At 70.2% G+C, this 12417-nt stretch carries 13 protein-coding genes, 1 tRNA gene, 1 other RNA gene and 1 pseudogene; 7 read left to right on the top strand and 9 right to left on the bottom strand.

Features of this window, described 5'->3' with window-relative positions; all coding sequences use genetic code 11:
- Window positions 1-21: 21 nt before the first annotated feature.
- Window positions 22-394, bottom strand: a transfer-messenger RNA (tmRNA) gene (gene ssrA / locus L1857_RS08250).
- A 156-nt stretch (window positions 395-550) separates the two neighbouring features.
- Here ssrA and L1857_RS08245 point away from each other — a divergent pair.
- From L1857_RS08245 to L1857_RS08235, 3 genes are read left to right on the top strand one after another with little or no spacing between them, the layout of a single operon-like run.
- Window positions 551-1234 carry a sensor domain-containing protein gene (locus tag L1857_RS08245; RefSeq protein ID WP_116115348.1) on the top strand — a complete coding sequence of 228 codons (684 nt, stop codon included), beginning with the start codon at window positions 551-553 and terminating at the stop codon, window positions 1232-1234.
- Entirely contained in the window at window positions 1234-2373 is a 1140-nt protein-coding gene (locus L1857_RS08240) for a sensor histidine kinase (RefSeq protein WP_116115346.1), read from the top strand. The genes L1857_RS08245 and L1857_RS08240 overlap by 1 nt, the downstream gene beginning before the upstream one ends.
- Before the next feature lie 53 nt (window positions 2374-2426).
- The gene (locus L1857_RS08235) at window positions 2427-3071 is read left to right on the top strand and encodes a response regulator transcription factor (RefSeq protein ID WP_094006709.1); all 645 of its coding nucleotides are present in this window, start codon (window positions 2427-2429) and stop codon (window positions 3069-3071) included.
- Here L1857_RS08235 and L1857_RS08230 read toward each other — a convergent pair.
- A complete protein-coding gene (locus L1857_RS08230) occupies window positions 3068-3439 on the bottom strand; it encodes a cupin domain-containing protein (RefSeq protein ID WP_094006710.1) in 372 nt (123 codons plus the stop codon). The two genes, L1857_RS08235 and L1857_RS08230, sit on opposite strands and share 4 nt — an antisense overlap.
- Before the next feature lie 77 nt (window positions 3440-3516).
- Between L1857_RS08230 and L1857_RS08225 the strand changes: the two genes are divergently transcribed.
- The 3 genes from L1857_RS08225 (at window position 3517) to L1857_RS08215 (ending at window position 5663) form a co-directional block, all read left to right on the top strand.
- Window positions 3517-3972 carry a MarR family winged helix-turn-helix transcriptional regulator gene (locus tag L1857_RS08225; RefSeq protein WP_094006711.1) on the top strand — a complete coding sequence of 152 codons (456 nt, stop codon included), beginning with the start codon at window positions 3517-3519 and terminating at the stop codon, window positions 3970-3972.
- Window positions 3973-4063: 91 nt separating this feature from the next.
- Window positions 4064-4282, top strand: a complete 219-nt coding sequence (locus L1857_RS08220) for a hypothetical protein (protein WP_094006712.1) — start codon at window positions 4064-4066, stop codon at window positions 4280-4282.
- Window positions 4283-4379: 97 nt separating this feature from the next.
- Window positions 4380-5663, top strand: a complete 1284-nt coding sequence (locus tag L1857_RS08215; protein WP_116115342.1) for an acyltransferase family protein — start codon at window positions 4380-4382, stop codon at window positions 5661-5663.
- On the opposite strand, the gene L1857_RS08210 is transcribed toward L1857_RS08215, so the two are convergent.
- The 7 genes from L1857_RS08210 to L1857_RS08180 form a co-directional block, all read right to left on the bottom strand.
- Entirely contained in the window at window positions 5653-6543 is an 891-nt protein-coding gene (locus L1857_RS08210; RefSeq protein ID WP_094006714.1) for an amidohydrolase family protein, read from the bottom strand. The two genes, L1857_RS08215 and L1857_RS08210, sit on opposite strands and share 11 nt — an antisense overlap.
- Window positions 6544-7020, bottom strand: a complete 477-nt coding sequence (gene smpB, locus L1857_RS08205) for an SsrA-binding protein SmpB (RefSeq protein ID WP_094006715.1) — start codon at window positions 7018-7020, stop codon at window positions 6544-6546.
- A 40-nt stretch (window positions 7021-7060) separates the two neighbouring features.
- Entirely contained in the window at window positions 7061-7957 is an 897-nt protein-coding gene (gene ftsX / locus L1857_RS08200) for a permease-like cell division protein FtsX (RefSeq protein ID WP_094006716.1), read from the bottom strand.
- Between the two features lie 46 nt (window positions 7958-8003).
- The gene (gene ftsE, locus L1857_RS08195; RefSeq protein WP_094006717.1) at window positions 8004-8693 is read right to left on the bottom strand and encodes a cell division ATP-binding protein FtsE; all 690 of its coding nucleotides are present in this window, start codon (window positions 8691-8693) and stop codon (window positions 8004-8006) included.
- Between the two features lie 119 nt (window positions 8694-8812).
- Window positions 8813-9916 carry a peptide chain release factor 2 gene (gene prfB / locus L1857_RS08190; RefSeq protein WP_094006718.1) on the bottom strand — a complete coding sequence of 368 codons (1104 nt, stop codon included), beginning with the start codon at window positions 9914-9916 and terminating at the stop codon, window positions 8813-8815.
- 68 nt (window positions 9917-9984) lie between these two features.
- Window positions 9985-10485 carry a PadR family transcriptional regulator gene (locus L1857_RS08185; RefSeq protein ID WP_116115340.1) on the bottom strand — a complete coding sequence of 167 codons (501 nt, stop codon included), beginning with the start codon at window positions 10483-10485 and terminating at the stop codon, window positions 9985-9987.
- A 149-nt stretch (window positions 10486-10634) separates the two neighbouring features.
- Window positions 10635-10711: transfer RNA gene (locus L1857_RS08180), tRNA-Met, on the bottom strand.
- Between the two features lie 403 nt (window positions 10712-11114).
- On the opposite strand from L1857_RS08180, the pseudogene L1857_RS08175 reads away from it, so the two are divergent.
- A pseudogene (locus tag L1857_RS08175) lies at window positions 11115-12313 on the top strand (IS110 family RNA-guided transposase).
- Window positions 12314-12417: the final 104 nt, after the last annotated feature.

Here is a 12417-nt window from a genome sequence, read left to right as displayed (position 1 = left end):
TGCAGGTCCCGGCCTTCGGTCGAGTGGAGGTGCCGGGAATTGAACCCGGGTCCTCTGGCGCCTTGCCTAGGCTTCTCCGTGCGCAGTTCGCTCTGCCTCTACTCGGCCCCACCGGTCACGCGAACAAGCCGGTGTGACGGGCCCAGCCGCTGTGGGTTTCCCTTCCGGTCCCCGCGGCCAGGTCCGGAAGGTGAGCCTCCTAGCTGATGCCGGCTACCGGGACGGAGGCGCTCCCGGGCCGACAGACTCGCACTCGCTCAGGCAGCGAGGGCGAAGTCGCGCTGACTATTAGTCTTGGCGCTTATTTGGTTACGACGACGCTTAACGGTGGTCTCTCGCCTGCACCGGCACGCTTCCCTTGACTCAACGTCCAGAGTCGAAACCGTTCACCCCCTTGATGGTGTTCCGTTACCAGCATAACGCCCGCGGCAACCGGGTTTGTTCCGCACCGGGTGGGGTTGTCCCTACCCCGGCGACGCCCGCGCGCCCCATGGTCCACCAGCGGAAATCTCGCGATGCTGGTTCCGTGCTGCTGAGAGAGGAACGGATCATGGGGCCGACGTATTCCGCGCTGGACGGCACTCGCCCGCGCCCGCCGGTGCTCGGCGCGCTCGGGTACCTGCTGAGCAACCTGCCGCTGGGCGTCGCCGGGTTCGCCCTGATGGTGACGCTGTTCACCGCGGGCCTGGGCACCGCGATCGTGTGGGTGGGCCTGCCCGTCCTCGGCCTCGCGGTGCTGATCGCCCGCGCGGCCGGGCGGTTCGAGCGCGCCCGGGTGCACCGGATGCTCGGCACCTACGTCGTGACCCCGTACAAGCTGCTGCCGGAGTTCGGCCTCCGGGCCCGCTGGCGTGCGCGGCTGACCGACGGCGCGACCTGGCGGGACGCCCTCTACCTGGTCCTGCTGCTGCCGCTCGGGATCGCCGAGTTCACGATCATGGTCGTCTTCTGGTCGGTCGGGCTGGCCGCGACGGCGCTGCCGTTCTACTGCCAGTACCTGCCCGGGGGCGCGTACTTCTTCCCCTCGGGTGACGCGCGGTGGATCGTGGTCGACTCGCCGGTCGACGCGCTGCCGTGGGCCGCTCTCGGGCTGGGAGTGGTTGCCGTCGCGATCAGCGTGACCCGGGCGCTGGGCACCGCCCACGCGTTGTTCGCCCGCGCCATGCTCGGCCCCGGCCCGCGCGCCCGCCGGCTCGCCGAATCCGCCACCGACCAGCCGAACACGGTGGCATGATGAGCCCCGTGGCCGGTGAACACGGGCCGATCGAGCAGCCGCGCCCGGGGGCCGCGAAGTCGATCGTCTACATGATCTCTTCCTTCGCGCTGCGCCTGGTCCAGTTCGTGCTGGTCGTGGTGCTCGGTCTGGTCGGGATCGCGACGACGGTGATCTGGGTCGGCATCCCCATCCTGCTGCTGACCACGAGCATGGTGCGCGGGTTCGGCAACCTGGAGCGCCGCTGGGTGCGCAAGATGCTCGGCACTCCCCTGCCGCCCGCCGACCGCGCGCCGGTCGAGGGCGGGGTGCTGCGGCGGTGGCGGATGCGCCTGGTCGACGGCACGACGTGGCGGGACCTCGCCTACCTGCTGGTCGCGTTCCCGCTGAGCGTCGTGGAGTTCGTTATCGGCCTCGCGTCGATCGTGCTGGTGCCGATGGCGATCTGGGTCGCGCCGTGGATCGGCTGGGTGCACGGTTCGCTGGCGGTCGCCCTGCTCGGCCCGAACCGCGCCGAACGGCTGCGCGTCAAGGCACAGCAGTTGCAGGCGTCGCGGGCGCGCGGGGTGGACGCCGCCGAGGCCGAGCGCCGCCGCATCGAGCGGGACCTGCACGACGGCGCCCAGCAGCGGCTGGTGGCGGTGGCCATGAACCTGGGCCGCGCCAAGAACAAGCTGGACCGGGAACCGGAGGCCGTCCGCGCGCTGATCGAGGAGGCGCACACCGACGCCAAGCTCGCGGTGTCGGAGCTGCGGGACCTGGCGCGCGGCATCTACCCGGCGGTGCTCGGCGACCGCGGCCTGGACGCGGCGCTGTCCGCGCTGGCCGCGAAGACGCCGATCCCGGTGGAGGTGACGGTCGACATCGAACCGCGCCCGCCGGCCGCCGTGGAGACCACCGCGTACTTCATCGTCGGCGAAACCCTGACGAACGTCGCCAAGCACTCCGGCGCGACGGAAGCGCAGGTCAAGGCCTGGCGCACGGACGACAAGGTGATCATCGAGATCACCGACAACGGGCACGGCGGGGCCGAGGTTCGGCCCGGCGGCGGGCTGGCCGGGCTGGCCGACCGGGCCGCGACGATCGACGGTGTGATGACGGTGGTGAGTCCCCAGGGCGGGCCGACGGTGGTCCGTGCCGACCTGCCGTGTACCTGGTGACCCGGTTCGTGAGTGAATAGGGCGAATTCGCTCACGAACTGGGGGTTGGCGGAATGCGTGTGGTGATCGCCGAGGACGCGGTCCTGCTGCGGGCCGGGGTCGAGCGGTTGCTCGCCGACGAGGGCATCGACACGGTCGCCGCGGTGGACACCGGCGACGCGCTCGTCGGGGCCGTCACCGAACACAAGCCGGACCTGGCGATCGTGGACGTCCGGATGCCGCCGACGTTCACCGACGAGGGCCTGCGGGCCGCGCTGGCCGCCCGCGAGGCGGTGCCGGGCCTGCCGGTCCTGGTGCTGTCGCAGTACGTCGAGGAGAGCTACGCGGTCGAACTGCTGTCCGGCGGGGCCGGCGGCGTCGGCTACCTGCTGAAGGAACGCGTGGCCGACGTGGCCGACTTCCTCGACGCGGTCCGCCGGGTCGCCCGGGGCGGCACGGCCATCGATCCGGAGGTGATCGCGCAGGTCATGGCCCGGGGACGGAAGAACCCGCTGGACGCGCTGACCGCGCGGGAGTCCGAGGTGCTCGGGCTGATGGCGCAGGGCCTGTCCAACTCGGCGATCGCCGCGACGCTGGTCGTCTCGCACGGCGCGGTCGAGAAGCACATCGGCAACATCTTCGCCAAGCTCGGGCTGGAGGCCAGCGCCGAGGAGCACCGCCGGGTCCGCGCGGTCCTCACCTACCTCGGCCGCCCCTAGCGGGTCCAGGGCGGCACGATCGTGGTGCCGCCCACGGCGCCGACCATCCCGATCGACGTGCACACCGTCGCCTGCGCCGGTTCCGTGCCCGGGTTGTCCAGCCGGAACAGGGTGTCCGGCGGGACGATCATGGCGTCTCCTGGGGCGAGCGGGTGCACCTCACCGCCGAGGGAGAGTTCGAGCACGCCCGACTGGAGCACGAACACCTCCTCACGGCTCACCGAGTGCTCCTCGCCGGTCGTCCCCGGCGCGAGTTCCAGCAGCCACACGGCGAGCTCGGCGGATCCGCGACTGGGCACGGCGAGCGGCCGGAACACCGCGCCGCCACGTTCGAACCGCGGTGCTTCCGCCAATGTCGCGACGGGCATGTCTACCTCCAAGTAGTCAAGCAGCTTTACCAGTAATAAGGTAAAGGAGCTTGACCATCTAGTCAAGGAGCTTGACCATGACCGCTGGCGACATGCCGGGCCTGCTCGCGCTGACCTTCCGCGCGCTGATGGACGAGATCCACGAACGCCTCGCCGAGGAGGGATTCGGCGACATCCGTCCCGCGCACGGCTTCGCGTTCCACTTCCTGTCCCACCGCGCCGCCACGGCCGTCGAGCTCGGCGAGCACCTCGGCATCACCAAACAGGCCGCCGTGCAGCTCGTCGACGAGCTGGCCACCCGCGGCTACGTGGAACGCCGTCCGCACCCCACCGATCGCCGCAGCAGGCTGGTCGTCCTCACGCCGCGCGGCTGGCAGTGCGTCGACCGGGTGGTGGCGCTGTCCAAGGAGGCCGAGGCGCGGTGGGCGAACCTGATCGGCGACGGGGATTTCGCCCGGGTGCACCAAGGCTTGTCGGCGTTCGCCGCCGAGGCGGCCCGACATCGGAGGGTCACCGTGCGCCCGGTGTGGTGAATCGCTCCTCACCCGTTCTGACGGCGGCGCCCGGTCCGCCGCTCACCTACCATGGGCGGACGTCGACATTTTCCCGCACGAGGAGGGCGCCATGACCGAAGAGAACGTCCGGTTCTTCGGCGGCCCCCTCGACGGCCGGGTCCAGACGCTCGACGACCCGGTGAGCGGCACGGTCATGCGGCACGTCCACCTGCACGAGGGCCCCAAGATCGAGACCTTCTACCAGCTCGGTTTCACGCCGGAGGCCGGCTGGGAGTACCGGCTCTGCGGCCTGCCCGCCTCCGAGGTCGACGAGGCTCGCGAGCTGTAGGTAGGGCACACCCCACCACGGTCCTGCACCTGTCCCCCGCCCCAAGACGGCGGTCTGCCCCGCTGTGCCGGACACCCGTTCCGACCAGGCTGAACGCATGCGAACAAGCATGCGGCCGGCCCCGGCGGGAGCCCGCGACACCTTCCTCGACGTGGTCCGCGCGACCGCGATCCTCGCCGTCATCGGGCAGCACTGGCTGATGCCCGTGCTCAGCTACGACGACGGCCACCTCGCGACCGGCAACGCGCTGGCCACCCCCGGCTGGTGGGCCCTGACCTGGCTGTCCCAGGTCATGCCGATGGTGTTCTTCGCCGGTGGCGCGGCCAACCTGATGTCGATGCGCCGCGCCGCGTCGACCCGCGATTGGCTGTCCACGCGCCTCAAGCGCCTGCTGATCCCGGTGCTGCCGCTGTTCGCGGTGTGGCTGCTCGCCCCGGACCTGCTGCGCGACCTGGGCGCGCCGGAGCAACCGGTGCAGATCGCGGGCGCGATCGCCGGGCAGTTGCTGTGGTTCCTCGCCGTCTACCTGATCACCGTCGCCGCGACGCCGCTCATGCTGGCCGCGCACCGGCGCTGGGGCCTGGGCGTGCCGCTGGTGCTGACCGGGCTCGCGCTGATCGTCGACTTCGGACGGTTCGAGGTGTTCGGCCCGCTCGGCTACGCCAACGCGGTGTTCGTCTGGCTCGCGGTGCACCAGCTCGGTTTCTCCTACGCCGAGGGGCGTCTGGGCACGGTGAGCCGTCGCGGGGCGGCCGGGCTGGCCGTGGCCGGGTTCGGGGTGACCGCGCTGGCCGTCGCGTTCGGCCCGTACCCGGCGAGCATGATCGGCATGCCGGGCGCGCCGGTGTCCAACATGAGCCCGCCCACCGCGGTGCTGATGAGCCTCGCCGTGGGGCAGGTCGGGTTCTGGCTCGCGCTCAAGCCGACGCTGGCCACCCTGGCGCAGCGCCCCGCCGTCGCCGCCGTGCTGCGCTGGAGCGGGCCGCGGTTCATGAGCCTGTACCTGTGGCACATGCCGGCGCTGGTCGTCGTCGCGGGCATCGCGGTGCTCGGGTTCGGTTACGCGACACCGGAACCCGGCAGCGCGGACTGGTTCGCCGTCGCCCCGCTGTGGGTCGGCGCCGCCGCCGTCGTGCTGGCCGGCCTGCTGAAGGCGTTCGGCCGCTTCGAAACCCGGCCCAGCCCGGCCGGTGCCGTCCCGGCCGGACAGCTCGCCGCGGCCGCCGTGCTCGGCTCGGCCGGACTGCTCGGCCTGGCCGCGAAGGGGTTCACCACCCCGCTGGGCAGCGGGACGCTCTCCGGTCCGATGCCCTGGGTCGCGCTGGTGCTGGCCGCCTTGGTGCTGGCGTCGAAACCGGTGCGGGTCGCGGTCAGACGTTGAGCAGCTTCGCCGGGGTGTCGTGCAGGACGGCCCGCAGGAAGTCGTCCCCGAGGCGGTCGTCGGCAGCCCAGCCGGCGACCGCCCGCAGTTGCGTGGCGTAGGAGTAGGGGATGTTCGGGAAGTCGGTGCCGAGCACGATCCGGTCGGCGATGTCCGCCAGCCGGCTGGTCCAGTCCGGCGGCAGCGGCATCAGCTTCTCGGTGAACGGGACGCCGACCATCGTGGTGTCCAGGTGGACGCGCGGGTACCGCTCGACGAGCGCGAGCGCCTCGTCGTACTCGGGCATCCCGGCGTGCGCGAGCACCGCGGTCAGCCGCGGATGCCGGGCCAGCACCTCGCCGAACACGTCGAGCCCGGTGTGCGGGCCGGGTTCGGGCCCGTGTCCGGCGTGGACGACGACCGGCACGCCGGCGTCGGCGAGCGCTCCCCACGCCGGGTCGAGCAGCTCGTCCCGCGGGTCGTAGGCGCCGACCTGGACGTGCGCCTTGAAGCAGCGGGCGCCGGCCTGCAGCGCCTCGGCGACGTAGGTGGCGGCCGACGGTTCCGGGTAGAGCGTCGCGGTGGGCACCGCGGCCGGGACGCGCTCGGCGAACTCACGCAGCCAGCCGTTGAGCCACTCGGCCATGCCGGGCTTGTGCGGGTAGGCCAGCGGCGCGTACCGCAGCACCCCGAACGACTCGAGCAGCGCGACCCGCTCGTCCTCGGTCACCCGGTACTGGATGGGCCAGTCGTAGCCGGTGCGCTCACCGATGCGGTCGAAGTAGGCCCAGACCTTGACCAGCATCCGCTCGGGCAGGAAGTGCAGGTGCAGGTCGACGAGGCCGTCCAAGCCCAGGCCGCGCACCCAGTCGCGGATGTCCTCGTCGCGCTCCGGCCCCACCTAGCGGCGGCCCTTCAGCGCCCGCCCCATGGCGCGGGTCATCTCGCGCTGGGCGTCCCGCTTGGCCAGGTCCTGGCGCTTGTCGTAGGCCTTCTTGCCCTTGGCCAGCGCCAGCTCGACCTTGACCTTGCCGTCCTTGAAGTACATCGACAGCGGGACGAGCGAGAGCCCGCCCTCCTTGGTCTTGCCGATCAGCTTCTCGATCTCGCCCTTGTGCAGCAGCAGCTTCCGCTTGCGCCGCGACTCGTGGTTGGTCCACGTGCCGTGCTCGTACTCGGGGATGTGGACGTTGCGCAGCCACACCTCACCGTCGTCGACGGTGGCGAACGCGTCGACCAGCGAGGCGCGGCCCGCGCGCAGGCTCTTCACCTCGGTGCCCACCAGCGCGATTCCGGCCTCATAGGTGTCCAGCACCGCGTAGTCGTGCCGCGCGCGGCGGTTCGACGCGATCACCTTGGAGCCTCGTTCCTTGGGCATAGGTCCAGGTTATCCCACACGTCCCGGCTGGAGCACGGCGTTAATGCCGCACGTAGAGCCGCAGCGTCAGGTACCCGGTGGTGGCCGAGATGATGATCGACGCCAGCAGCAGCCACGGCGCCACCACGATCACGTCCAGCACCTGGATGTTCGGGATGATCCCGCCGGTGACGGACAGGATGCGGTCGATGAACGCGAACTTCGCCGCGATCAGGCCGCCCACCGCGATCGCCCAGCCGATGACGCCGGTGACCACCGCTTCCAGGAGGAACGGCAGCTGCGTGTACCAGCGGGTGGCGCCGACGAGCCGCATGATGCCGACCTCGGTGCGCCGGGTGAACGCCGAGATCTGCACGGTGTTGGAGATCAGCAGCAGCGCGGCGAGCGCCTGGATGAGGGCGATGACGAACGTGCCGTCGCGGACGCCGCCGAGGACGCCGAAGAAGCGGTCGAGGAACTGCTTCTGGTCGTCGACTCGGGACACGCCCGGGCGGGTGCCGTACTCCTGGGTGATGACGTCGCTGCGGCTCGGGTCCTTCAGCTTGACCTGCAGCGACGCCGGCAGCGCCTCGGGGCGGGCCGACTGGACCAGGATGGGGTTGTCCTGGAAGAGCTTCTTGAACCGCTCGTAGGCCTCGTCGCGGTTTTCGAACACGACGGACTCGACGGCCGGGTTGCTGTTCAGGTCGGCCAGCAGTCCGCGGCACGGGTCCTGGGCGCAGGTCTTGTCGTTGGCGCTGACGTCCTGCGTGAGATACAGCGAGACCTCGACGTCGGCCATGTAGTTGACCTGCATCTTGTCGATGGTCCGCACGATCAGCAACCCGCCGCCGAGCATGCCGAGCGAGATGGCCGTGGTGATGATCATCGCGATGGTCATCGTGATGTTGCGGCGCAGGCCGGTGAAGACCTCGCTGAACACGAAACTGGCACGCATCGGGGAGCTGGTTCCTCAGGTCGGGGGCTGGCGGGGTTCGGGGTGACTATCGGCCGACGCCGTACACGCCCCGGGCGTCGTCGCGGATCACCTTGCCGAGCTGCAGCTCGACGACCCGGCGCCGCATGGAGTCCACGATGGAGTGGTCGTGGGTGGCCATCAGGACGGTGGTGCCGGTGCGGTTGATCCGCTCCAGCAGCAGCATGATGTCCTGGCTGGTGTCGGGGTCGAGGTTCCCGGTGGGCTCGTCGGCCAGCAGCACGAGCGGCCGGTTGACGAACGCGCGGGCGATCGCCACCCGCTGCTGCTCACCACCGGACAGTTCGTGCGGCATCCGGTCGGCCTTCCCTTCCAGCCCGACCAGCTCGAGGACCTCCGGCACCACCTTCTTGATGGTGTGCTTCGGCTTGCCGATGACCTCGAGCGCGAACGCGACGTTCTCCGCGACGGTCTTGTTGCCGAGCAGCCGGAAGTCCTGGAAGACGCAGCCGATGGTCTGCCGCAGGCGGGGGATCCGGCGGCGGGCCATCTTGGCGACGTCGAAGTTGGACACGAAGACCCGGCCCTTGGTGGGGACCTCCTCGCGCAGCAGCAGGCGCAGGAACGTCGACTTGCCGGACCCGGAGGGCCCGATCAGGAAGACGAACTCGCCCTTGTCCACGTCGACCGACACGTTCTCGAGTGCGGGACGCGTCGACGTCTTGTAGACCTTGGAGACACTGTCGAGCCGAATCACGGTGGGCCATACTACCCACGCGCGTCGTCAAGCCCGGGTTGGCCTATTGCGTAGGTCTCAGCGGTTACTCCCACCCGTCGCCCGCCCCACCCGCACAAGGAGGCGCTCCGCGCCGCTGATCAGGCAGAAGTGCCTTGCTTGCGCCAGCGGATACCGGCCTCGAGGAAGTCGTCGATCTCCCCGTCGAGCACGGAGCTGGGGTTACCCACCTCGTGTTCGGTGCGCAGGTCCTTGACCATCTGGTACGGGTGCAGAACGTAGTTGCGCATCTGGTTGCCCCAGCTGCTGCCGGAGTCCTTGAGGGCGTCGAGCTCGGCGCGCTCCTCCTCCTTCTTCTTGAGGAGGAGTTTGGCCTGGAGGACCTTGAGCGCGGCGGCCTTGTTCTGCAGCTGCGACTTCTCGTTCTGGCACGAGACGACGATGCCGGTGGGCAGGTGGGTGATACGCACCGCGGAGTCGGTGGTGTTGACGCTCTGCCCGCCGGGGCCGGAGGAGCGGAACACGTCGACCCGGATGTCCTTCTCCGGGATCTCGACGTGGTCGACCTCCTCGACCTCGGGCAGCACCTCGACGTGGGCGAACGACGTCTGGCGGCGGCCCTGGTTGTCGAACGGCGAGATCCGGACGAGCCGGTGGGTGCCCTGCTCGACGGAGAGGGTGCCGTAGATGTAGGGGGCCGCGACCTTGAAGGTGGCCGACTTGATGCCGGCCTCTTCGGCGTAGGAGATGTCGTAGACGTCGGTCGGGTAGCCGTGGCGCTCGGCCCAGCGCAGGTACATGCGCAGGAGCATCTCGGCCCAGTCGGCCGCGTCGACGCCGCCGGCTTCCGCGCGGATGGTGACCACCGCGTTGCGGTCGTCGTACTCGCCGGAGAGCAGGGTGCGGACCTCGAGGGCGTCCACTTCCTTGGCGAGGCGGGTCAGGTCGCCTTCGGCCTCGGCCTTGCTGGCGTTGTCGCCCTCGGCTTCGGCGAGTTCGTGGAGCACCTCGAGGTCGTCGAGCCGCTGGCGCAGTTCGGTGACCCGGCGCAGCTCGGCCTGCCGGTGGGACAGCTGGCTGGTGACCTTCTGCGCGGCCTCCGGGTCGTCCCACAGGTTGGGGTTGGACGCCTGCTCTTCCAGGTCAGCCACCTGGGCGCGCAGGGCGTCGAGGTCCATGACGGACTCGACCTGCGCCAGTTTGCCGGCGAGGTCCTTCAGGTCGGCTGCGAAGTCACCACTCACAACCTTCAAGGTTACGGCACGGGGCGCGGCCGGTTACGGGAACCGGCCGCTTCGTCCCTCGTGGCCGGTCAGAGCCCGTTGACCACGTCGACCAGCTTCAGCGCGCCGCGGACGCACGTCTGGTGGTATTCGGCGGTCGCCTTGGTGAGGGGGTCGGCGGCGGCCTTGACCGCGGCCTTGGCCTCGTCGAGTTCCTCCTGGTAGGTGGCCCGCGCCGTCTCGATGAGGGCGGCACGCTGCTTGGGCGTGAGCAGCCCGGCGTGCACGAGGCGCAGGATCAGGGGGCTGCGGAGGTGGTCGGGGCCGGCGTCGGAGGTCAGCCAGGCCTTGAAGGCCTTCTTGCCGGCGGCGGTGATCACGTACTGCTGGCTGGAGCGCGGTCCTTGCTTGCCGAGCCGGACGAGCCCCTCCTTGGCGAGGGCGGGCAGCTCGCGGTAGACCTGGCTGCGGGTGACGCTGAAGAACGTCCCGAACCGCTCCTCCGCCGCCGCAACCAGCTGCCCCCCGGTGGCCGGGCCGTCCTGGAGCAGGCCGAGCAATGCCGCTGCTGTTGCATTGAGTTCAGACACCCCTACAAGGTGCCACTTTTCCGCCGATCTGTCCACAGTGGTCACCGTCAATGTCCACAAAGGTCATTACCTTCCCCCGTCCGGCCCAATCGGGGGTGCCCCAAGCGCACGAAAGAGGCCCGGTTCAGATGAACCGGGCCTCTTCCTGCTGGTAGCGGGGACAGGATTTGAACCTGCGACCTCTGGGTTATGAGCCCAGCGAGCTACCGAGCTGCTCCACCCCGCGCTGTAAGACCCACTATACACACCCCACACCCCCGCCAACCCCGGCCCCCCAGTCCACACGCGACAGGCCACCCAGGCCACCCGGGCCACCCGGGCCACCGAGCACAAGCAGGCCGCCCACCCCCTGCCGGGACCTCGGGATTCGCCCTCCAAGACAACGCGACGAAGCCCCCCGTTACCTTTTTCGTGGTTCCTGATCAAGGAGCTGTGGTCGCCAGGTTCGGTATGACTGATGCCCCCAGTCGAGGTCATGATCCGGGGGGTGGTGTCGCCGGGCCTGGTGGCATCGGGGGACCGCTGAATAGGGACACGGCCACCCTTGGGGTAGGTCTCGTCGCAGGCGTGGGTGCCGGCCATCGATGCCCTGACCGGCGACCACCCGCGACGGATGAAAGACACTGTGCATGACCAGCAGTTATGGCGTGTTCCTCGGCCTGGATGTCGGCAAGGGCGACCATCACGCCGTCGCTCTGGACCCCACCGGGAAACGGCTGCACGATGGGCCGCTGCCCAACACCGAACCCAAGCTGCGGGCGTTGTTCGACAAGCTCGCCGTTCACGGGCCGCTGCTGGTCGTCGTCGATCAACCAGCCACGATCGGGGCACTGCCGGTCGCGGTCGCCCGCGCCTGCGGGCATCAGGTGGCCTACCTGCCCGGTCTGGCGATGCGGCGTATTGCCGATCTCTACCCGGGCAATGCCAAGACCGACGCCCGGGACGCGTTCATCATCGCCGACGCCGCCCGCAGCCTGCCCCACACGCTGCGCCCGGTCGACACCGGTGACGAGGCCCTGGCCGAGCTGGAGGTCCTGGTCGGGTTCGACGACGATCTGGCCGGTGAGGCCACCCGGCTGGGCAACCGGATCCGCGGCCTGCTCACCGGCATCCATCCCACGCTGGAACGTGTCCTGGGTCCCCGCATCACGCACCCAGCGGTGCTGGAGATCCTGTCCCGCTGCGGCGGCCCGACAGGCATCCGCAAAGCCGGACGCCGCAAGGTCACCGCCATCGCAGCGACTCACGCGCCCCGCCTGGGCGAGAAACTCGTCGCCGACATCTGGACCGCGTTGGGCGAGCAGACCGTCACCGTCCCGGGAACGGCCGCAGCCGACACCGTCCTGCCCCGACTCGCCGACAGCCTGAAAACCGTGCTTCAGCAACGCAACCAGGTCGCCACCGAGGTGGAGGACATACTTGATGCTCACCCTCTTGCCGGGGTCCTGACCTCGATGCCCGGCATCGGGGTCAGGACCGCCGCCCGCATCCTGCTCGAGGTCGGCGACGCCTCCGCCTTCAAGTCCTCGGCGCATCTGGCCGCCTACGCCGGCATCGCCCCCGTCACCCGCAGCTCCGGCACCAGCATCAAAGGCGAACACCCCACCCGCAACGGCAACCGCAAACTCAAACGCGCCTTCTCCTCGCCGCCTTCGCCGCCCTGCACGACCCCACCAGCAGGGCCTACTACCAGCGCAAACGCGACGAAGGCAAGAAACACAACGCCGCCCTCATCTGCCTCGCCCGACGCCGCTGCGACGTCCTCTACGCCATGCTCCGCAACGGCACCCACTACCGCCACCCCGACCCCGCCCCCGCCGCGGCTTGACAATCACATAGGGACACCCCCCCCCGGACCCGCACATTCCACAGATCCAGGTGACCGAGACACCAAGCCCACCCCACCGGCCCCAGCGCCCACAGGGCGCGAAG

This window comes from Amycolatopsis thermalba, assembly GCF_023376025.1.
Taxonomy (GTDB): Bacteria; Actinomycetota; Actinomycetes; order Mycobacteriales; family Pseudonocardiaceae; genus Amycolatopsis_E; species Amycolatopsis_E thermalba.
Note: the sequence above shows the minus strand (reverse complement) of the source record. Positions and strands in the feature narration are given on the sequence as shown.